The 20,846-nt window shown below is 39.0% G+C and carries 19 protein-coding genes; 2 read left to right on the top strand and 17 right to left on the bottom strand.

Going from position 1 to position 20,846, the window contains the following annotated elements:
• Positions 1-208 precede the first annotated feature (208 nt).
• Entirely contained in the window at positions 209-748 is a 540-nt protein-coding gene (locus GH741_RS02300) for a GbsR/MarR family transcriptional regulator (protein ID WP_153735156.1), read from the top strand.
• A 48-nt stretch (positions 749-796) separates the two neighbouring features.
• Here GH741_RS02300 and GH741_RS02295 read toward each other — a convergent pair whose 3' ends face one another.
• Positions 797-2,848 (bottom strand): CocE/NonD family hydrolase, encoded by a 2,052-nt coding sequence (locus tag GH741_RS02295; protein ID WP_205677303.1) that lies wholly within the window; start codon positions 2,846-2,848, stop codon positions 797-799.
• A 34-nt stretch (positions 2,849-2,882) separates the two neighbouring features.
• Positions 2,883-3,581 carry a TetR/AcrR family transcriptional regulator gene (locus GH741_RS02290; RefSeq protein ID WP_153735155.1) on the bottom strand — a complete coding sequence of 233 codons (699 nt, stop codon included), beginning with the start codon at positions 3,579-3,581 and terminating at the stop codon, positions 2,883-2,885.
• A gap of 637 nt (positions 3,582-4,218) precedes the next feature.
• On the opposite strand from GH741_RS02290, the gene GH741_RS02285 reads away from it, so the two are divergent.
• Positions 4,219-4,947, top strand: coding sequence for an MOSC domain-containing protein (locus GH741_RS02285; protein ID WP_153735154.1), 729 nt, complete (start codon positions 4,219-4,221; stop codon positions 4,945-4,947).
• Positions 4,948-5,057: 110 nt separating this feature from the next.
• On the opposite strand, the gene GH741_RS02280 is transcribed toward GH741_RS02285, so the two are convergent.
• From GH741_RS02280 to GH741_RS02205, 15 genes are all read right to left on the bottom strand, one after another.
• Positions 5,058-5,732, bottom strand: coding sequence for a hypothetical protein (locus GH741_RS02280; RefSeq protein WP_153735153.1), 675 nt, complete (start codon positions 5,730-5,732; stop codon positions 5,058-5,060).
• The gene (locus tag GH741_RS02275) at positions 5,716-6,252 is read right to left on the bottom strand and encodes a sigma-70 family RNA polymerase sigma factor (protein ID WP_153735152.1); all 537 of its coding nucleotides are present in this window, start codon (positions 6,250-6,252) and stop codon (positions 5,716-5,718) included. The genes GH741_RS02280 and GH741_RS02275 overlap by 17 nt, the downstream gene beginning before the upstream one ends.
• Before the next feature lie 217 nt (positions 6,253-6,469).
• Complete coding sequence (locus GH741_RS02270; RefSeq protein WP_153735151.1) at positions 6,470-7,636, bottom strand: toxic anion resistance protein; 1,167 nt, start codon at positions 7,634-7,636, stop codon at positions 6,470-6,472.
• Positions 7,602-8,084 carry a 5-bromo-4-chloroindolyl phosphate hydrolysis family protein gene (locus GH741_RS02265; protein ID WP_153735150.1) on the bottom strand — a complete coding sequence of 161 codons (483 nt, stop codon included), beginning with the start codon at positions 8,082-8,084 and terminating at the stop codon, positions 7,602-7,604. The genes GH741_RS02270 and GH741_RS02265 overlap by 35 nt, the downstream gene beginning before the upstream one ends.
• Positions 8,085-8,475: 391 nt before the next feature.
• The gene (locus GH741_RS02255) at positions 8,476-10,221 is read right to left on the bottom strand and encodes an acyl-CoA dehydrogenase family protein (protein ID WP_338079203.1); all 1,746 of its coding nucleotides are present in this window, start codon (positions 10,219-10,221) and stop codon (positions 8,476-8,478) included.
• Between the two features lie 36 nt (positions 10,222-10,257).
• Positions 10,258-11,328: a phosphotransferase family protein gene (locus GH741_RS02250; protein WP_420809382.1), complete on the bottom strand. Its 1,071-nt coding sequence runs from the start codon at positions 11,326-11,328 to the stop codon at positions 10,258-10,260.
• 60 nt (positions 11,329-11,388) lie between these two features.
• Complete coding sequence (locus tag GH741_RS02245; protein WP_153735146.1) at positions 11,389-12,168, bottom strand: enoyl-CoA hydratase; 780 nt, start codon at positions 12,166-12,168, stop codon at positions 11,389-11,391.
• Positions 12,168-13,046 carry a 3-hydroxyacyl-CoA dehydrogenase family protein gene (locus tag GH741_RS02240; protein WP_153735145.1) on the bottom strand — a complete coding sequence of 293 codons (879 nt, stop codon included), beginning with the start codon at positions 13,044-13,046 and terminating at the stop codon, positions 12,168-12,170. The genes GH741_RS02245 and GH741_RS02240 overlap by 1 nt, the downstream gene beginning before the upstream one ends.
• A gap of 73 nt (positions 13,047-13,119) precedes the next feature.
• The gene (locus GH741_RS02235) at positions 13,120-13,686 is read right to left on the bottom strand and encodes a TetR/AcrR family transcriptional regulator (RefSeq protein WP_153735144.1); all 567 of its coding nucleotides are present in this window, start codon (positions 13,684-13,686) and stop codon (positions 13,120-13,122) included.
• 211 nt (positions 13,687-13,897) lie between these two features.
• Positions 13,898-14,674 (bottom strand): SDR family oxidoreductase, encoded by a 777-nt coding sequence (locus tag GH741_RS02230; protein ID WP_153735143.1) that lies wholly within the window; start codon positions 14,672-14,674, stop codon positions 13,898-13,900.
• A gap of 50 nt (positions 14,675-14,724) precedes the next feature.
• On the bottom strand, positions 14,725-15,945 hold the full coding sequence (locus tag GH741_RS02225) for an acyl-CoA dehydrogenase family protein (protein WP_153735142.1): 1,221 nt from the start codon (positions 15,943-15,945) through the stop codon (positions 14,725-14,727).
• Positions 15,946-16,285: 340 nt separating this feature from the next.
• A complete protein-coding gene (locus tag GH741_RS02220; protein WP_153735141.1) occupies positions 16,286-17,032 on the bottom strand; it encodes an SDR family NAD(P)-dependent oxidoreductase in 747 nt (248 codons plus the stop codon).
• Between the two features lie 121 nt (positions 17,033-17,153).
• Positions 17,154-18,257, bottom strand: coding sequence for a flavin monoamine oxidase family protein (locus tag GH741_RS02215; RefSeq protein WP_153735140.1), 1,104 nt, complete (start codon positions 18,255-18,257; stop codon positions 17,154-17,156).
• A gap of 304 nt (positions 18,258-18,561) precedes the next feature.
• Complete coding sequence (locus GH741_RS02210) at positions 18,562-19,893, bottom strand: MATE family efflux transporter (protein ID WP_153735139.1); 1,332 nt, start codon at positions 19,891-19,893, stop codon at positions 18,562-18,564.
• A 60-nt stretch (positions 19,894-19,953) separates the two neighbouring features.
• Positions 19,954-20,790, bottom strand: a complete 837-nt coding sequence (locus GH741_RS02205) for a MerR family transcriptional regulator (RefSeq protein ID WP_153735138.1) — start codon at positions 20,788-20,790, stop codon at positions 19,954-19,956.
• Positions 20,791-20,846: the final 56 nt, after the last annotated feature.

Here is a 20,846-nt window from a genome sequence, read left to right as displayed (position 1 = left end):
TGAAATAATAAGTTTACGAAGTTTATAATGTTTACATACGTAGAATTTCGACATATTCCGCGGAAATGCTCACAATATTCAAGCTTCCTAAATTATTCCACTTGTGATATGGTTGTCTTACTTATTAGAATTAGCCTGATGTGTAGTGTTAATAATGGTTAGGTGGTTTAATTAAGATCGTTATAATTTTAAAAAAAGAGTTGATGCTATGAACAGTGAAAATAAATTAGAACAGGTAAATAATCGTATTATTGAACAGATTGCTGAAAATATGAAATCCTATGGCTTTCCCGGTACAATTGGTCGTGTTTATGCAATCATTTATTTTGAAGGAAAACCGCTAGACCTCGATACCCTTTCCGAAAAGACAGGAATGAGTAAAACGAGAATGAGTCAAGTCTTGCGTGAAATGGCCCAAATAAATCTTGCAGAAAAAGTGTTTGTAAAAGGTTCACGTAAAGATTTTTACCATATTGACAGAGACTATTATCAAAACTTTATTTCCTTGTTTACTTCTAATTGGAAAAATGTTGTTGAGCGAAACAAAAAAATTGAAAAAAAGAATGTAGCTGAGTTAACCTCGATTCTTGAAGATAATAATAGTAGTGACGAGGAAAAAGAAAAAGCAGCTATATTTATGAAACAATCTGACAAGTCCTTGGAGTACTTTGATTGGATTGACCGCCTAGTTGAATTCTTTGAATCAAATGAAATATTTAACCATGTTCCTAAGAGAGTAGAAAAATAAAAGTAAGCAAGTCGCGAAAGTCACTAATGCGACTTGCTTTTTTAGTTCTTATATAAAGTCTCTTGGAATTTCCGTTTTCCACGTTTTATGGAATATTTCCTGTTCACCTTCATAAGCAGTTAGTGTGTTTATTAAATAAAACAACGACTCATCACTAGTCATCTCACTGACACTTACTAACTTCGTTTGCCAATCACCACGTCCAACTTTTAATTCCCATTCACATTGAACATGGGCTGATAACGGTTCATTTTCTTTTATCTTGAACGTATTATAATTAATACTTCCATGCTCTACCCCGTTATGAAGTAGTTTTCTTTCTCCTTCATCAGAAAAATCTTCTAGTTTCCATACGCCGTTAATTAGATCATGTCTAATTTCACGTGTACGTTTTTCTTCTCGAAGAACCTCTATCTCCATGACTGGTGCTGTCTCTGGTGGACCAAACTTCCCACAATCTTCATCTTCTTGTTGTGGCGTTCTAACTGGTAAAACAAGCTTTGTGTCTTGCCCTGCATGTAAAGTAAGTGTCACCGGCTTTGCTGAAGGCCATGCTTGTGGCCATGTAGTTGGTGCAATGGCTACTTCTAGCTGATGTCCTTCTTCAATTTGTTGACCTAATACGTCAAGCTCAACAGCTACTTTGTATTTTTCACCCGGTACTAGTGTTTCCGGATGTTCATGAGAATTACGATGGGTCAAATTCAACATACCCCAACTAATTAACGTTGATTCACCGGTTGGTGCTTTATCACATAGTCGAACGGCTATTAATGCATTTTCTTGATCTGAAGATACCTCAGCATAGAGTACAGGTTGTCCCAATAAAACCGTTGACTCCTCAAATGTCTCAGAAGTAAATACAACTGCCTTGCCATTTTCTAATCGTTGATCGCCCGGTAAATCACCCGGTTGGCCAAATGGACAAAATACACCAGTGTAAAAACCATGCTCCTGCACACTAGGAATAGAAGTAGTTCCTTCGTTTACTCTTGTTTCTGTTAATTTATTGTTTGCTAGCCATAAAGCTTTTTCTTGTACATTTTCAGAGGGCCATGATGCATCCCCGACCCACTTACCTGGGCGTTCGTCATACGTAACTTTCGGCAGTTCACTGTCTTGAATCCACGAAGTTAATTTTGGTTCTTCCATTATTCCTGTATCGATTCCTTTTAACCAATGGTCCCACCAACGGACACATTCTTGTAGAAAGCCAATTGCCGGTTCGGGTGTTGCCACTTCTGGATAATCGTGTGCCCACGGACCAATCAAACCCTTACTTTCCTTTGGTAGATGTTCTAGTAAGCGAAAAACAGCATTGGTGTAACCATCCTGCCAGCCACTGACAGCAAATACTGGAATTTTAATATCTGAATAATCTTCACAAATCGATCCATGCTTCCAATAATCATCCCGACGTTGATGTCGCATCCATTCTTCTACTAATGGCGGGGTGTTTTCTAGACGATCAAGCCAATTTTCTTTCCAAGACTCCCCTACTATCTCTGGATCCTGAGGTCTTGCATTGTAGACAAACATTGTTGATGACCACCAAAGCATATCCGATGCCATTACTGTACCACCTCGATAATGAACATCATCTGCATAACGATCATCGGTTGAATCAATCGTTATGATTGTTTTTAATGCTGGGTGTTGGCGAGCAGCAACTTGAAGGCCGTTGAAACCACCCCAAGATTTTCCAATCATTCCAATCGAACCAGATGCCCATGGCTGTTGAACAATCCAATTGAAAACTTCTAATGCATCATCTTGCTCTTGCTTTAAGTACTCATCGACTAAGATGCCATCCGAATCACCGGAACCACGAATATCTACCCGGATACTTGCATAGCCATGGCCAGCAAAATAAGGATGTCTTGCAGAGTCGCGAATTGCTGTAAAATCATTCTTTCTGTATGGAATATATTCCAAGATGGCTGGAACTGGTTTATCTCCTGCATCAACCGGTAGCCAGATGGTTGCAGCTAATTTTGCCCCATCAGACATCGGAATCCACACATGCTCCATTTTTTTCACTTCTCTTGGATATTCTGTTTTAATGCTTCGTTGTGCTGAATCCTTAATATTAAAAACCAAACCTCTCAACCTCTCTCTGTATCACTATGTTGTACTATTTTTTAATGGAGAAAGTTAACTCATTTTCTTTACCTGGAATAATAACGCGTCGAACTGTTTCATACACATAGTACAGCGTTTGTTGCACTGCTTGTTCCTTCGTATAATTACGGCGATGATTTAAAACTGTGTTCATCATACCCTTCCATAACATCAAAGTCGTATCGGCTAGTAAGTCAACTTCTTCCTCTTTAATAAAACCTTCGTCTACTGCTTTTTTGATATAAAGCATGCTTCGTTTGGAAAAATTGAGCTCCGAAACAATTGACCTAATTTCCTCTGGGAGTCTTATTAAATCTTCTTCATAAACGTTATAATAATCAGCTAAAAGCTCATCAACAGCTCCGCCAAGATCATCCATAAATATAATTGCATATATTTCTGGTCGATCAAATGAATGCTTACAAAAACATTCCCATGAGTATAACCAGCTATCAATCGTATTCGTGCCTTTTTCCAAATAAAGCGGCAATTCATTTATATAATCAGTAGTAAAACGCATTGCTGCAAAAAATTTTAAGTGGGAAAGATCCTTAAAATAGTTGTAGGCAGTTGAACTAGTGTAACCAGCACGGTCTGCGATTTTCCGAATCGTTACTTGGTCAAGACCCTCCTCTTCTATGACCTCGGTTGCAGCGTCTAAAAAGTAACGCCACATCCGCGCACGCTGAATTTCTTTTCTTCCACTTTTCATCAGTTCATTCCCTTTCTAGTGACAACTACATTTCTAATCGTTCAAAATATCTCATTAAAAATTAACTATAAATTTATGTTTGTTAACACGTTCGTTTGATGAACAAGTTTTTTTAGTGAACACGTTCATTTTATCAAAAAATTTAACTTTGTCAACTTATCTAAGGTCGAACTTTTGGATAGACATTAGTTATTGGCTATTTTGGTAGCCTGGGACAGAGGGACAGGCTCCTTGTCCCACTCCCCTCTCTATATTTCGAGAAAACCCAAAGTTGCAAAAAAAATTAAAAATTCCATTCCTGATGATGTTATGAAATAGGCTCTTTTGCCATGGAATTATGGGGATCTTTTTTCTTAATAATCGCTCTATCCTACACTCAACATACTTTCGCAAGTAAATAATGCCTGTAGAGGATTCATGTTTAATCCTTTGCACAAAGATTATATTAGGTTTGCAGGCCCCGTTATCTAGTTGTGAAATAGCATAAATTTCGATTGTGAAATCTAATAGGCTAACTGTACAATACTGACCACTAACTTCAACTTAATGAAACAGTTACTAGTTTATCGGCCCAAAAGTTGAAAATTTAGCATGATACACATATAGTTAGGTAAAGTTTATATTGGAGTGAATGAGAATGTTAATCGGTCATATCAAGGAACTTGTTCGTCATCCTGTAAAATCTTTAGACGGAGAATTCGTACAAAAATCTAAAATCATGGACTATGGGTTGTATGGAGATCGTAGCCACGCTTATCTAGATGAAACAAAAAAGGGAAATTTTTTAACCATAACTCAATTCCAAGAAATGGTTCGATATAAAGCAAGGTTTGTAGGGGAAGAGTCGATGGACGAATATCCTAAAGTGGAAGTGATCACGCCTGAGGGTAATGTGTTTGATTGGAAAGATGAAGAATTAATTAAAGAAATGGAAAACAAATCAAAACGAAAAATTTCCACTAAGAAATACACTCCCTCACTTGTACCTATTGGGCCAATTGCAGTAGAGCACATTTTACTTGTAACAGATGCTTCACTAGATAAGTTAGAAGAAATATGGGGGAAAGAAGAGGTCGATTTTCGGCGTTTTCGTCCTAACTTATTTATTGAATTAAAGGAAAAAAAACCGTTTGTAGAAGAAGAATGGATAGGGAAACGAATAAAGATAGGAAATGAAGTAGAAGTCCAATTAGTTGGTCATTCTGAGAGGTGTATGATTATTACCGTTAATCCTGACAACGCAGAACGAGATAAGAGTTTGCATACAGCCCTTATAAAAGAAAGAAATAATAATTTTGGTGTTTATGCTTCTGTAATAAAAACCGGTGACATTCATGTAAACGATGAAATCCATCTTCTTGACTGAATGCTGTTTGAAATTATAGCCTTGATGCGACAAAAAAACTGGTTCTCCCTCCATTGCAGTGGTGTGAAAATTACACACCACCTTTGACGGAGAACCATTATTTTTTACAATTATTCCATTGAATTTGCTATCTTTACTAAATCATCTACAGTAAATTGTGACTCTAATTGCATTAACATAATATTATGGTACATTCCTTCTTCACCTTTCCATTCGATGGATTTGGAACTATCATTCCCAAAGATAATTGCTTCTTTTCCATTATCTAGGGTGACTGTTTCAGTAGGATCAACATTATCTCTGATGACTTCCGTATGCCAAGTAGTAACGAAGAGCCCCCAGCCAACTTCTGCTCCACCATAAGCGAATTCAGTAGATAAAATCCGACTTTCCTCTTGCATTGGATCTACAAGGTCCACTCGAAAGGTAAAACTCTTTGGCTCGTCTGGAAATTCAGTCGGGACGATTAACCGGTTTTGAACATCCTCAGGCAAATCAGCTATTTTTGCTTTTACTTTTTCAGGGTAATCTGCCGTTTTTTCTTCTATTGTTATATCTTCAGGCTCCTCAACAATATCAACTAGCGAAGATTGATAGCCAATGTATGCTCCAGTTATTAAAAGGGCAGCTACTAGGGCGGTGATTACTTTTGGCATCCAATGTGATTTTTTATTGTTTTTATTCATCCGCCTGAAAAACCTTTTTCTATCTTCGTTCGTCACCAGACTTGCAGAACCAATATAGTCATTAAACGCTTTATTGAGGTTTTTATTCGTATTGCTCAAGATATTCACCTCCTAGTTTTTGCTGCAGTTTCTTTTTCCCACGCATAATCCGTGTCTTGAGCGTCGATTCATTAATCCGTAAAGCATCACTGACTTGCCTGACACTAAAAGACTGATAGAATCGTAGTACAAAAATTTCTCGATACTTGGTCGGTAAGGATAAAATGGCTTCTACTATTATCATTTCTTGTTCATTTTCCATGGCAAGCTGTTCTGCGGATTTGGCAACATGAATCGATTTTACTTCCTCGTTATATTTGAAAAGTCGATGAATCGGTGAGCGTAGATAATCTTTGCACTTGTTAATCGCAATTCGATACAACCATGTTTTCAATGAAGAATTCGCTTCAAACTGTTCCAATCGCTGATAGACGTTAATTAAAAATTCCTGAAATAGATCATCCGTTTGCGTATAGCTTTTTACATACGTGAAAATCACTCGTTTAATTTGCTCGCCATATTGATCAATAACGTAATCGATAATTTCATCTTTTGATTTAGTTAAAATTACATTTTCCATATTCCTCTGGTCCAATGTTCCTCACCAACTTTCCAACTTTCTCTTTAGACGATTCAAATAAAATAAAAGTCCCACTTTTTGTGAAATATAGGGACGGTTCTTTTGGGTCAATCTCCACTACAAAAAAGTATCAGGCCCTACAAATGGTCATTTGTAGGGCCTGATACTTTAACTTTGATTGTTCATGAAAGGAAGCAAAAGAACCGTCCCTATGAATTTATTCTTTTATCTGTAGCAGTTTATGTTTTAAATCTCTTTCCATCTTACTTAATTCTTGTTCTGCTTCCTGTCGTTTTTTGCGTCCTTCATCTTGAATTTTTAATGTTTCCTCAAGTGTAGAAACTAAGCTCTCTTGTGTTTTCTTTAATGTCTCAATATCTACAATGCCTTGCTCATTAATTTTTGCTGTTTCGATTGTGTTTGTTTTTAGCATTTCAGCATTTTTTAATAAAAGGTCATTGGTTGTTTTTGAGACTTGCTTTTGAGCCTCAACAGCATTGTGTTGTCTAAACATTGTAAGGGCAATCGCAACTTGGTTTTTCCAAAGTGGTATTGCCGTTAAAATAGAAGATTGAATTTTTTCAACGAGTACTTGGTTTGTATTTTGAATCAGTCGAATTTGTGGTGCACTTTGAATGGTAATTTCCCGACTTAATTTTAAATCATAAGTCCGTTTTTCCAATCGCTCCGCAAATTGAATCATATCATTAACTTCCTGAAACTTCATTTGATCATTTGTAGCTTCAGCGGTTTTCTTTAAGGCCGGAATGTCATTTTTATTCAATTCTTCAAGTTTTAATTCCCCTGCTGCAATGTACACATTCAATGCTTTAAAATACTCCTTATTATTTTCGTAGAGTTTTTCTAGCATATCAATATCAGATAATAGGTTCGATTTGGTTCGATCTAACTTAACACTGATACGGTCAATCTGAGCTCCTGTTTTTTGGTATTTAGACATTATCTCTTGCATGGAACCTGACACGTTTCCAAATATCCGTTTCAAGACATTTTTCTTTTCTGGCTTCAGCTCATCTGGGTTCATCCCATTAAACTTCTTCATTAAATCACTGATAATCTCGCCAACCTCACCAGTATCTTTTTTCTGGACGTGGTCAAGCATTGAATGTGAAAATGCCAATAATTTGTCTTGTGCCTGTGTTCCATATGAAATCATTGCTTTATGGTTCTTAGGATCAATTTGTTTTGCAAGTGTGTACGCCTTTACCTTATCTTCTTCAGGGATCACATCGATTAGACGAAGTGACTTGTCTTCATTTATTTGAGAGTTTGATTCATTTGAAAGTTCACCAAATGGATTTGACAACAAGTCATCTGCAAAGTTATTTTCATTTTCTTGGAGGGTTTTGTTGCTTTCTTTCATCATTTATCCTTCCTTTCTTCAAAGATTCATTATTCATTTTTATCGAAAACTTCGCAACATCTAATTCATAATCTAGCTGTTCTATATCATTAGAAAGAATATGATGTAAGTCATTGTCTATTAAAATTTTTAACTCCTTAATGGTTCTGGATGTCTTTTTCAAAACTTGTTCAACCTCGACATTTTTCTTAAGTTGTGAAGATAAGAGTGCATACTTTTCAATCATATGTACTGCTGAATCTAGATGAGAAAAATAAAACTGGTTTGCCTGATAAAACCTTTTTGGTTCACTTTTCGTAACTGAATATATCCTCCTAGTGATTTTTACTAGCTCAAACATATCTTTTAAGATTAACATTCGCCGTACCGATAATAGTGCCTTTTGCATTCGTTTAATTTTCGGTTTGGCTTCAGCTAAAGATTTTCGAATATATCGATATTCTTTCATTGATAATTGATGTTTTTTTAAAAACCGGGAAAAANAAAAATAACAGCAGAAACAATACCATATGTTAGGAAGGCTCCTGCAATAGCCATTACTGCTGAAGATAAAAACGGCTGATTAAATGCAAAAAAGCTAACTAACCAGGCAGTAGTCATTACCGGGATTGAAATCATTGTTCCAGTTATCACTGTGAGAAACTTGTACATCATCAATCGACTCCTAATTATAATCCTCTTATAATATACGATTTAAATATACCATAAGTTTCATTTTAAAGGTGATATAGGGACGGTTCTTTTGCGTCAATCTACAATTCAAAAAAGTGTCAGGCACTAAAATGGTTATCTGTCCATTTGTAGTGCCTGACACTTTTTATTTATTTCTTTGGTTACGCCTAAAAGGAAGCAAAAGAACCGTCCCTATAAACACGCTCGGCAATTCTACGGTTTCGATGAATTGGATCGCTAAAGCCGTGATTCATCAGGGCAGCATAGACAAGTTTTTTCATTTTATCTTCTGGAGGTATTAAAACTTGTTCTAATTGTCTTACGTTCAGCAATACTTGATTAATTGATTCTTCGAGCACCGTTTCCACAACATACTTTCGCACTTCTGAGTCGCTGTTTATTTTTTGATGTCTTAACACCACAGACTCTGCCGCATAGAGATGGATAGCAATGTCCGATAGCTTTATTAATACTTCTTGCTGTGTTTCTAAATCCTGACCAAACTTTCTTCGGGCATATTCTACTAACACTAGATAGGTGGAGCGAATACTTTCAATCACTTCTTCAAATACCCTATCCCCACTACAATGGCTACTGCTCAGATTTTCGAAAGCTTGCTTGACTGCATCGGCATAGGGGAGCTCACCCTTCAGACATTTCTTCAAAAATTGGCCAGTCAATAACAGACGATTAATTTCATTCGTGCCTTCAAAAATGCGATTGATTCGAGAATCTCGGTACATCTGCTCGACTGGATATTCACTGATAAAACCTGCTCCACCGTGTAACTGAACTGCTTCGTCTACGACACCATCTAAGGTTTCCGAACCATACACTTTACACGCAGCACATTCTAGAGCGAACTCGGACATTCCCGCGGCAACTATCCGTGAATCAGCAACATCATCCAAACCATGTAATGCATTTTCAAGCAAATAAGAGGTCCGATATTGCAACGATTCGGATGCATAAATCCTTGCTGTCATTTTGGCGATTTTTTCTTTCGTGACTCCAAACGAGGACAGGGTTTGTCCGAACTGCTTTCTTGCTAAAACGTGGCTAACCGCTAATTCTAAAACACCCATCGCACCACCAGTACATGCAGAGCCTAGATTAAATCTGCCTAAGTTTAACACGGTAAAAGCAATGATATGCCCCTTCCCTATTTCCCCAAGTACGTTTTCGATTGGCACTTCACAATTCTCAAGGATTACAGACCTGGTCGATGAGCCTTTGATTCCCATCTTCTTCTCTTCTGGCCCTAGCGACAAACCCGGAAAATCCTTTTCGACAATAAAAGTAGTGAAATGTTTGCCCTCAACCTTTGCATAGACGATAAAGGTATCAGAGAATACGGCATTTGTTATATAAATTTTTGTTCCATTGAGTAAGTAATGTGTTCCTGCTTCATTCAAAACAGCGGTCGTTTTTCCAGACATCGCATCTGATCCTGCCTCTGGTTCTGTTAAACAATACGCTCCAATATATTCACCACTTGCAAGCTTTGGCAAGTATTTCTGTTTTTGCTCCTCTGTCCCGTAATATGTAATAGGCAGAGTAGCTATACAAGTATGATTTGAGTGGGCAACGCCATAGCTACCACTTCGACCTACCTGTTCCCCGACGATGCCTTTGCTTATTTTATCTAACCCCAGCCCACCGTATTTTTCTGGTACACTATGGGCTAATAATCCAAGGTCACCCGCTTTTTTCAATAAATCTACTACTACATCAAAATCTTGAGATTCAATTTCTTTCCTTTTAGTCAATACGTCTTTCGTGACAAATTGCTTGGCGGTTTTCTGAATCATTTTATGTTCATCCGTTAAAGCTTCTGGGAAAAAGGCATCGTTTGCGGAAATTTGATCCACTAAGTAGGACCCACCACTTACACGTGATTTAAGATGGCTCACAATCGTTCCCTCCATTCGTTGGTCCCCATCAATTCCTCAAAAACCTTTCTGAGAAATAGCGTAGGCATAAGTAATTAAGGCAGCTGTTGCCTGATTAAATTGGGAAAAACGGGCATCACTTGTCTGACCTTTTTTATATCTGTAGTAAATTTGTTGGACAATAACCGCTAGCTTGAAATAGGCAAACGTTAAATAAAAATCGAGATTGCTAACATCTCGCCCTGTTAGCTCGGCGTACCTTTCAGCAAACTGTCTGCGCGAATAAAAACCTTCCTTCGTTGTAATTGGCGGTTTACCAAATCCATATTTTAAAAAGTCAGGATCGCTATCTTCCATCCAGTAACTTAGGGTTACGCCTAAATCTGCTAACGGATCACCAACGGTAGTCATTTCCCAATCAAACAAACCCGTTATCTCGGACAAATCGTTAGGGTTGAACATCGTATTGTTACATTTAAAATCATAGTGAATGATGGTGGCATCAGAAGAAGTAGGAATGTTGCTTCTTAACCAGTTCATCAATTCTTCCACTTTAGGGATCTCGTCAGTTTTTGCCTGTTGATATCTTTTAATCCAACCGTGAACCTGCCTTTCCATAAATCCCTCTGGCTTTGTGATGGTAGCCATTTCTGTTTTCTTATAGTCAATATCATGGAGCCTCGCCAAAGTTTGAACCATTGTTTCAGAGATGATTTTCGCACTCTGCCCTGTATTTTCCATTTCCTCTGGAAAATGTGTATCAACGACGATTCCGTGTCTTCGTTCCATAACAAAAAAAGGACTCCCGACAATCGACTCATCATCTTCGTATAAAAATGGCTTCGGCGCTAGCTTAAAATGTGGATGTAACGTCTTTAAAATAGTATATTCCCTTTCCATGTCATGAGCTTTAGCAGCAACAGGACCTAGAGGTGGTCTTCGTAAAACCGCCTCCCAATCCCCGATCGTTAATTGATAAGTTAAATTAGAATGACCAGAGGGAAATTGTTCGATATGTAGCTCTCCCTCTGGTAAATCAGATAATTTTGCACGTAAATATTTTTCTAGTTTCAGAGTATCCAGTTCTTCTCCGTGCCGAACTGGAATGGTATCCTTTTGATGCTTAATCGTCAAAAAAATCCCTCCTAGATTGTAAAGTTGTCCAAGCTTACCAATTCATCTATTAATCTACTTGTGCTTAAATACGGGCTTTCTTTTTTCGATAAAAGCTGAAATTCCTTCTAATACATCCTCAGTTTGAAAAATTTCGGTGAACAACTCGGCTTCTCGTTGGATTCCAACCTCCAGTGTTGTATCCATTCCTTCATCGACTGCTTTTTTAATTCGAGATAAAGATTGCAGTGATTTATTCGTGATTTGGGCTGCTAGAGTCCTGGCGCTTGCTAATCCTTCACCCGTTGGGGTCACTCGATTGACCAATCCGATTCGCTCCGCTTCAGTCGCACCTACTGCTTCTCCTGTAAACATCATTTCCTTTGCCCTGGCTTCACCAATCAGCCTAGGCAAACGTTGGGTGCCTCCTGCTCCTGGGAAAATTCCAAGCTTTACTTCCGGCAATGCAATAGTAGCCTGTTCTTCGGCAATCCGGATATCAAAAGCTAAGGCCAATTCACAGCCTCCCCCAAAAGTTACTCCGTCCAACACGACGATTGTTGGCTTAGGAAACTGATCGATTTCATTCATTAAATCATGCATTTCCATCACATTTTCTAACATATTTGAGTCACCAAACATACTTGGAAATTCCTTGATATCAGCCCCAGCAATAAAAGCTTTATCGCCAGCTGTTTCCAAAATCACACAAACAACTTCCTTGTCTTCCTTTAACATGCTAAAAGTCTCCACCAACTCTTGTTGCACTTTTTTATTCAGTACATTTAATGGTGGATGATCAATCGTAATGATGGCAACCCCATCCTCTATTTTCACTGTTATTAATTCGCTCATTATACTTTCACCTCCGAGTAGTTGTACCAACCTTTGCCTGTTTTTCTGCCTAGATGACCTGCTTTTATTTTTTCTTCGACCGATTTTGGTGGTTTATCTGCTGGGTCACCTGTTTCGTTATATAGTTGAAGATTTGCGTAATACCCGACATCAATGCCGGATAAATCAGCTATCTCGAATGGCCCAAGTGGGTGTGCGAGTGCCTTTTTTGCTACTAAATCGATATCCTTAAAATCGGCATAGCCTTCTTCATATAAGTGAAACGCTTCTTTAGATAAGGCAAACAATAAGCGGTTGGCAATAAAACCGTAAATCTCCTTCTCCATCAAGACCGCCGTCCGATTAATCCTTTTACAAAAATCTGTTGCTACTTGGATGGTATGATCTGATGTTTGTTCACTTTTGACAACCTCAACACAATCCATCACAAGTGGCGGGAAAAAGAAATGCATATTGCATATTCGATCGGCTCGGTTGGTCACACTAGCAATCTTTGAATTGACAATTGTGGAACTATTTGTTGCTAGAATCGTGTGTTCCTGCACCATATCATCTAATTGTGTAAAAACCTCTTGCTTGACGTCTAATTTTTCAACGACTGCTTCAATCACAATATCTGCCTTAATTGCAGCTTCTTCCAAGCTTGTTGTCGTATGAAGGTATTGAAACGCCTTAGCTTTTGCTTCTTCAGTAATTTTGCCCTTTTTGACCCATTTGTTCATTATCGCTGCTAGTTTTTCTAATGCATGATCAAGTGAGGATTGCTCAATATCTTGAAGTGTTGTTTGATAGCCTCCTAAAGCAGAAAGCATCGCGATTTGGTGTCCCATTGATCCGGCGCCAATTACGGCCACATTCTTTACATCGGTTGATTCCATCTACCTTACCTCCTATTTACTAACCGGTTAGTATGTTAATTTTACAACAAAAGGGAGGATGTGTATTCCTCGCCTATTTAGGGGTGATCCCCTGACAAACCATGTCGATAAAAACTTCAGAAACCTCTAAATCTGAGTACTTTCCTTCAGGTTTAAACCATTGATAGCTCCAATTACACGCCCCTAAAATACCTAGCGTAACAATATCTGCTTTTACGTCTGGCCTAAACTCACCATTCTCCATCCCGGCTACAATTACTTTTTCAATCGCAACCCGAACCTGATCACGTTTGGCCCGAGCTTCCTTCATGTGGTCTTCACTTAAATGACGGAGCTCACGGTGAAACACCCTGGCGCTTTTTCCAAGTGGGGTAATATTTGTTACTAACATTTCTACTAATCCGCGGAGTCTATCTTTATTAGTTAACGCTCCGTCTTCTAATAGTTTGTTCTGTTGTTCGAGTAATGTATCGATATACATCCGGTGGATTACCATTAACACTTCCTCTTTACTCTTGAAGTAATAGTAAAAGGTCCCTTTTGTTACTGCTAATGAATCCACGATGTCCTGGATCGAGGTTTCGCTAAATCCTTTATGTTCAAATAATTGAATACATGTTACTAATATTTTTTCTTTCATGATTAGAATAAGCCCCCTAGTATTGGTTAATTTAGCGTTTTTCCACAAGTATATCACACCGTTTTCCCATACCTGTTTGGGGGCAACAGCAAAGTAGTTCCTTAAATTACACCAGTTCTTCCTTAATTTTTCTACGTAATATTTTACCTACATTCGTTTTTGGAAGCTCCGGTCTAAATTCGACGACCTGTGGTACCTCCCATAATTTTATTTACATTGCATTCATACCACCGTCAACTACCACGATTTCACCGGTAACATAATCCGATGCTTTTGATGCAAGGAATAAAGCAACCCCTTGAATATCTTTATCCTCTCCAAAGCGGCCTAGTGGAGTTTGCTCTAGTATTCTATCACCACCCATCTCTAAGACTCCTTTAGACATTTTTGTAGGGAAAAATCCTGGTGCAATCGCATTAACATTGATGTTATGCCTCCCCCATTTTGCAGCGAGATCCTTTGTCAGCGTAATAAGTGCGCCTTTACTCGTGTTATATCCAACTGCGTCCATCACACGAGGATCTACCCCATTTAAACCTGCAACAGATGATAGATTAATAATTTTCCCATATTTTTGCTCAACCATATGTTTGCCAACCGCTTGAGACATGAGAAAAGTCCCTGTCACATTTACATTCAGTACTTTATACCAAGCCTCTAACGGCATCTCTAACACATCTGCTCCCCAGGTAGCGCCACTATTATTGACTAAAATATCAATTTTTCCAAAGGTTTCTAACGTTTTTTCAGCCGCTTGCTGAACCTGCTGTGGATCGGTAACATCACACGAAAGTGCTAATGCCTCTCCGCCCATGGCTTGAATTTCTTTGACCGTTTCCTCGCAAGCCGTTACCTTACGAGAACAGACCATAACTTTTGCCCCGGCATCCGCAAATGCCAGTGCCATGTACTTACCGAGTCCTCTACCCCCTCCTGTTACAATCGCTACCTTTCCTTTCAATTGAAAAAGTTGATCAACAATACTCAAAAAAGTTCCCCCTCTTTTTATGATATATATGTTAGCGCTTACAAGATTGTTTAAAATTTTTTTGCCTGCTCTTTCAATTCTAGTTTTGCCACCGATTGACGGTGAACCTCATCCGGTCCGTCTGCAATTCTTAATGTCCGAATACCTGCATACAGGCTTGCAAGCGGGAAATCCTCACTTACTCCAGCAGCACCCATTGCTTGAATGGCACGATCAATCACTTTTAATGCCATGTTAGGTGCCACCACCTTAATCATGGCAATTTCCTTTCTAGCTTGTTTGTTACCTACTTTATCCATCATATCTGCTGCCTTTAACACTAGTAATCTTGCTTGCTCAATTTCGATCCGAGAATCAGCAATCCACTCCCTAATCACCCCTTGTTTGGACAGGGGCATTCCAAAAGCTACGCGACTCTCGACCCTTTTACACATAATTTCGAGGGCCCGTTCCGCCGCTCCAATCATACGCATACAATGATGAATTCTTCCAGGACCAAGCCTGCCCTGAGCAATCGCAAATCCCTCTCCTTCACCAACCATGAGATTATCCTTTGGCACCCTAACATGATCAAAGGTTATTTCCGCATGCCCATGGGGTGCATCATCATAGCCGAAAACCGGTAACATTCTTTGGATTTTTATTCCTGTTGTTTCGATAGGTACTAAAATCATTGATTGTTGTCGGTGTTTCTCTGCGTCAGGGTCTGTTTTCCCCATGAAAATAAGTAGCTTGCAACGAGGATCTCCTGCACCAGATGACCACCATTTCGTTCCACTTATTATATATTCATCCCCATCGTGTATTATCTCACTTTCTATATTGGTTGCATCGGATGACGCAACGTCTGGCTCCGTCATACAAAAGGAAGAGCGAATTTCTCCATTTAAAAGCGGCATCAACCATTGCTGCTTCTGCTCCTGTGTTCCATATCTCGCTAACAATTCCATGTTCCCAGTGTCAGGCGCATTGCAATTAAATACCTCAGGTGCGATTAGGGAGCGTCCCATGACTTCACACAACGGTGCATATTCTAAGTTTGATAAACCTGCCCCATAATTACTGTCAGGTAAAAATAAATTCCACAGTCCTGCTTGCTTCGCTTGCTGCTTCATTTCCTCCATAACCGGCGGGACTCGAGAAAAACGCCCGTTCTTGGACTCTAGCAACTGACTCCTGTAAACAGATTCATTTGGATATACCACTTTCCCCATAAAATCTGATACTCTCTGCTGCAATCCTTTCACCTTATCCGAATAAGAAAAATCCAACCAAACTCCCCCTCGAATTCACATACTAACCAGTTGGTATGTAATCATATTAACACAATTTCAAATCACAGGGACGGTTCTTTTGTTTCTTTTTCCATTAAATGTATTTAACACAATAACTTAACCTATAATTGCCCAATGTGGGTTAGGTTACTAATAGCTTTTTATAGTAAATTTAACAGTGTTAAATCACTAATATCACTAAAACTCATCCCATATTGAATACAAAAAAGTGTCAAGTACTAAAATGGACAACTGTCCAGATATAGTGCCTGACACTTTAATTAATTTCTATTGATTACACATCAGTGGAAACAAAAGAACCGTCCCCGTGATTGGTTCACTCATCCGTAGTACCTAAAGTCATTCCTCCATCAACGACAATTTCTGTGCCTGTGCAATATGAACTTTCATCAGAGGCAAGGAATGCTACCGCCCGAGCAATTTCAATTGGTTGTCCTATACGTCCTAGTGGCACTGAATCGTAGTATGCTGGAACACCGTTGCCTTGAGTTGCCATTTCTGTTTCAATTCCACCAGGATGAACCATGTTCACTCGAATTCCTTTTTGTCCAAGTTCAATAGCTGCAGCTTTGGACATTGCAACCACAGATGCTTTTGTTGCCGCATAAGCAGAAGATTTACTAATAGGAGCAAATGCAGATATAGATACATTGTTTACAATCGAGCCTTTTTGTTGCTTTTCCATCTGCGGAATAACTGCTTGCATCCCCAAAAACACTCCAAGTTGATTGACATTAATCAGCTGTTGGTAATCATTTAGCGTTATCTCTGTAAATGGTTTCCGGATTAGAATGCCTGCATTATTCACTAGTGCATCAATCTTGTTGAATTTACTTACAATCTTATCTACTGCCGATTTCCACTCGAGTTCCTTTGTGACATCTAACTGAACCGGAAAGGCGTGGTCTTCTCCAATTGCCTTAGCTACTTCTTTTGCTTCATCATAATTCCGAGCACCAATACCTACCATTGCTCCTAAAGTGGCAAGGTGCTGAGCAATAGCTTGTCCCTGCCCCCGATTAGCTCCAGTAATAAGTATCACATGATTTTTTAAGTCTGGCATATTTATTCTCTCCTTTAGGGGACGGTTCTTCTGCTTCCATCCTCTTACTAATACTAATTTCCCTTCATACAGTGATTGCGCGGAACAGGGTTAAATACTTTGTATTCCTGACACCTATAATTCATTTATTTTTGTATAAATCCATCACTTCTAAAACCGCTCGTTCAGCTGATCGAAGCGCTCCTTCAAGGTGTCCTCCATATTCTGAAGAGGTTTCTGTACCGGCAAAAATGATCTTCTTTTCCCAGTCATCACTTGTACCTGTAAGTGGACCGTAGTTGGGAAAATCACTTAATGGTATGGAATCAGCTTCAACCGAGGTGTTAGAATCAATCGACCAATCCTTGTATAAGAGAGAGGTTGTTATTTCAGCTGACGGACCAAAAAGACGTGTCAGCTGCTCCATGACAAGTTTAAGAACTCTTTCCTCACCAAGGTCTCGGCGCGTCTTTGCAGGTATCCCGAAGAAACCAAACAGTGCACCGCTACCTGTACCGGGTGATGCATCATGGATTTCCTGCAAAGGTCCACTCCAGCTCGTTACTTGACCTGAAAGTCCATCTTCTCGCCAAAAGGGACGATCGTAAATCGCAACTACCTTAGCCTGTCCTGCCATCCATGTCGACTTGTCCTCCAAGCTTTTCATAAGATTAGTAGGAAGAGAAGGCGAAAGCGCTATGCTCTTAGCCACAATTCGGGGTGGTAATGCTAAGATTACTGCTTCCGCGCGTATAGTTTTCTTTTTGCCATCAAGGCGGTCTGCTTCAAGAGTAATCGTCCCTTTTTCATCCATAAGGATTGATGTGACACGCATGTCTAGTTCAACTGTCCTACTAGGAAGAGTGGCCGCAACAGCATCAATCAAGGATTGCATACCCCCACCAAGCCGAACCGACTTCTGAATAGCTCCTTCTGGTAGCACATGTCGCTGGATAGATGAAGCTTGCTCGAAAAGCATTGCTCCTTCTGTGTACTGTTCGAAGGTTTGTAAACCAAATTCTTGGACGAGACCTGAGATAACCCGCTCATGTTGTGGCCAGAACCATGTTGGTCCCAGGTCATATTTTCCGAGGTCAGGACTGTCCACGGCCGATCTACTTAAAACTCTACCTCCAATTCGGCCTCGAGCCTCTAAAACGCGACACTCGATGCCCTGTGAACTAAGTAATGACGCCGCGCGAAGACCACTTAAACCAGCCCCCACAATTATAATAGGATCATTCATAATATTAACTCCAATCTAGGAAGCGTAGGGACGGTTATCCTGCTTCCTTCCTGTCTAATCTGGCAAAATTATTTTTCCACCTTTGTTCATCTCCAACTAGGAAGATTGAACAGAAGCATATCTGAATTTAATCGTTCAAAATATGACAATAGAACTGATAACCCTGTTTCTGATCATTATTGATAACTATAAGATTCAAGATTACAAAATTCAAACCAACCTCCTCATTTTCATAAAAATCTTCAATGTTTTTATAATAAATGATTGAAAGGATGCACAAGAACCGTCCCCTTGATTACCGTCATCAAGTTGATCTTATTACATGTTTTCTGGTGAAGAAGACGAGCAGTAAAGCAACTATCATTTCCGACATCGGTAATGCAAGCCAGATACCAACGATACCAAAGAATTTTGGCAGCACCCATAATAGGACCAGAATAAAAACAAAACTTCTTAGGAGAATAATAGTGATTGATTGACGAATTTGACCAATGGACTGAAAATAAGTCATGTAAACGAAATTAAACCCTAAAAATAGGTAACCGATGAAAAAGAATCGAATCCCCTGAACCGCCAACTTACGAACTTCCTCTGTTTCTAGTCCAAAAAGTGAGACGAGTAAAGGAGCAGCAAACAGTCCGATGATTAGTAGGATTCCGCCAAGCATGAATGAAGCTTTCTCACCAATTTTCAAACTTTCTTCGACACGGACTTTTTCTTTTGCACCGTGATAGTAGCTAATCATCGGCTGCAGTGCTGATTCAATGCCAAAGAATGATAAGAACATGAAACCATGCAAATAATTAATCACTGCAAAGGCAGCAACTCCTTCTGTGCCAAGTAAACTGACAATCGCTAAGTTGTAGCCAGCAACAAACACAAGGACTCCTGCTTCTGCAAGAAAACTTGGAAATCCGATCAAAAAAATAGTTCCCAGCATACCCCATGTCCATTGGAAAGAAGCCTTCCGTAAATTCGATTGCTTTTTTAAAAAATGGAGCAATAAAACAAGTAGCCCAACGAAGCTTGCGAGGACAGTGGCAAGTGCTGCACCAAATACACCTAACTCCAGGACAAAAATCATATAGTAATTCAAGCCAATATTTACAATTGCAGTAACACCAAGGGCTACCATCGATAAAGTCGGACTACCATCATTTCGAACAAATATGCTGAGTAGCTGCTGCAAAGCAATCAGCCAACCAAGCGGAAATAGAATCCTCAAATATTCGACTGTATAAAAAAGTGTGTCAGCGTTTGCTCCTAACAGATTTGCTACAATCTCTACGTTAAAATAACCAACGACCCCAACAATAAACAAGAGTAGCAACGAACTAGCAACAGACAGTGAAAACACACTTCTAGCTTGGGCAGGATCATCGCCTCCAATATAGTGCGAATAAATAGTGCCTCCACCAATACCAATCCAAAGTGCAATCGAAAATATTAGTGAGAATACTGGCATGGCAAGGTTAACACCAGCAAGCCCTTCCGATCCTACCCCGTTACCAACAAATACTCCATCAATAAGAATGTTTACCGACATCAGCATCATCCCTAATAACGATGGGAAAAAATATTTTAAAAAAACCTTTTTAACTGATTGATGTTTTAAGATTTCATGTGTTTCAGTCATCTTTTATTCCTCCAGTAACTTCTTACAAGAGAAAGTATAAACCTTCAAGTTACTTGAAGGTCAATCTTTTTTATTCACTGGAATCTGAATCAAGGTTATATATGCTGTTTTATCCTGTGTGACCGACTCATCAAGCATTGCTATTTCAAGCGGATCTCCGGCCACAAAGTAACCATCATGTTCCAATTGTTTTAAGACAAAGGAGTAACTAGTTTTAATTTTTTCATACGGTCCAAGATGAGGATAGCATGCATATAAACCCGCATTTAAACTAGATGTTTCAATAGCTTCCATATTATGTAGTAATTCAAAGACAGCTCGATATTTCACAGGACCTTCTTTTGTGAGACTATCTATATCAACTATAGTTCCAAAATCACCTGTAAAAAATCCATCATAATCGACTCCTGCTAGAGAGAGATCCTCTAAGTCCTTTAAATACAATGCATCTGATTCTATCCCTAAATCAATCGGTTCATCATTATAAATATAATCAATCGCACGTTCCGTAAACCAGCGATACACCAATGAAGGATTGACACGGAGGGAAAGCCCCTCTTCAATTGTGGCAATTTTGCTTTGGATTTTTTCAGAAACCTTCTTCAACCTTTCCCTTTCTTCCTCCACTTCTTCTAGTTTTCTTTCTAGAAGATCTTTCGTGTTCTCAGGGGTTCGCTGCTTTAACTGCTGTTTAATATCGTTAATAGTAAATCCATTTTTCTTAAGGAAAATAATTGTGTCGAGTACAAAAAATTGTTCAATGCTATAGTACCGATATCGACTGTCAGGATCTGTGAATTTAGGTTGGAAAATTCCGACCTCATCATAATAACGAAGTGTCGATGCGGAAAGCTGAAATAATTTTGCCACTTCCCCGACACGGAACCGCTGTTTCATTTAACTACCTCCTCTTTTTTATAGTATAAGGGACGGTTCTTTTGCGTCAATCAATT

Source organism: Aquibacillus halophilus, from assembly GCF_009649745.1.
GTDB lineage: Bacteria > Bacillota > Bacilli > Bacillales > Amphibacillaceae > Aquibacillus > Aquibacillus halophilus.
Note: the sequence above shows the minus strand (reverse complement) of the source record. Positions and strands in the feature narration are given on the sequence as shown.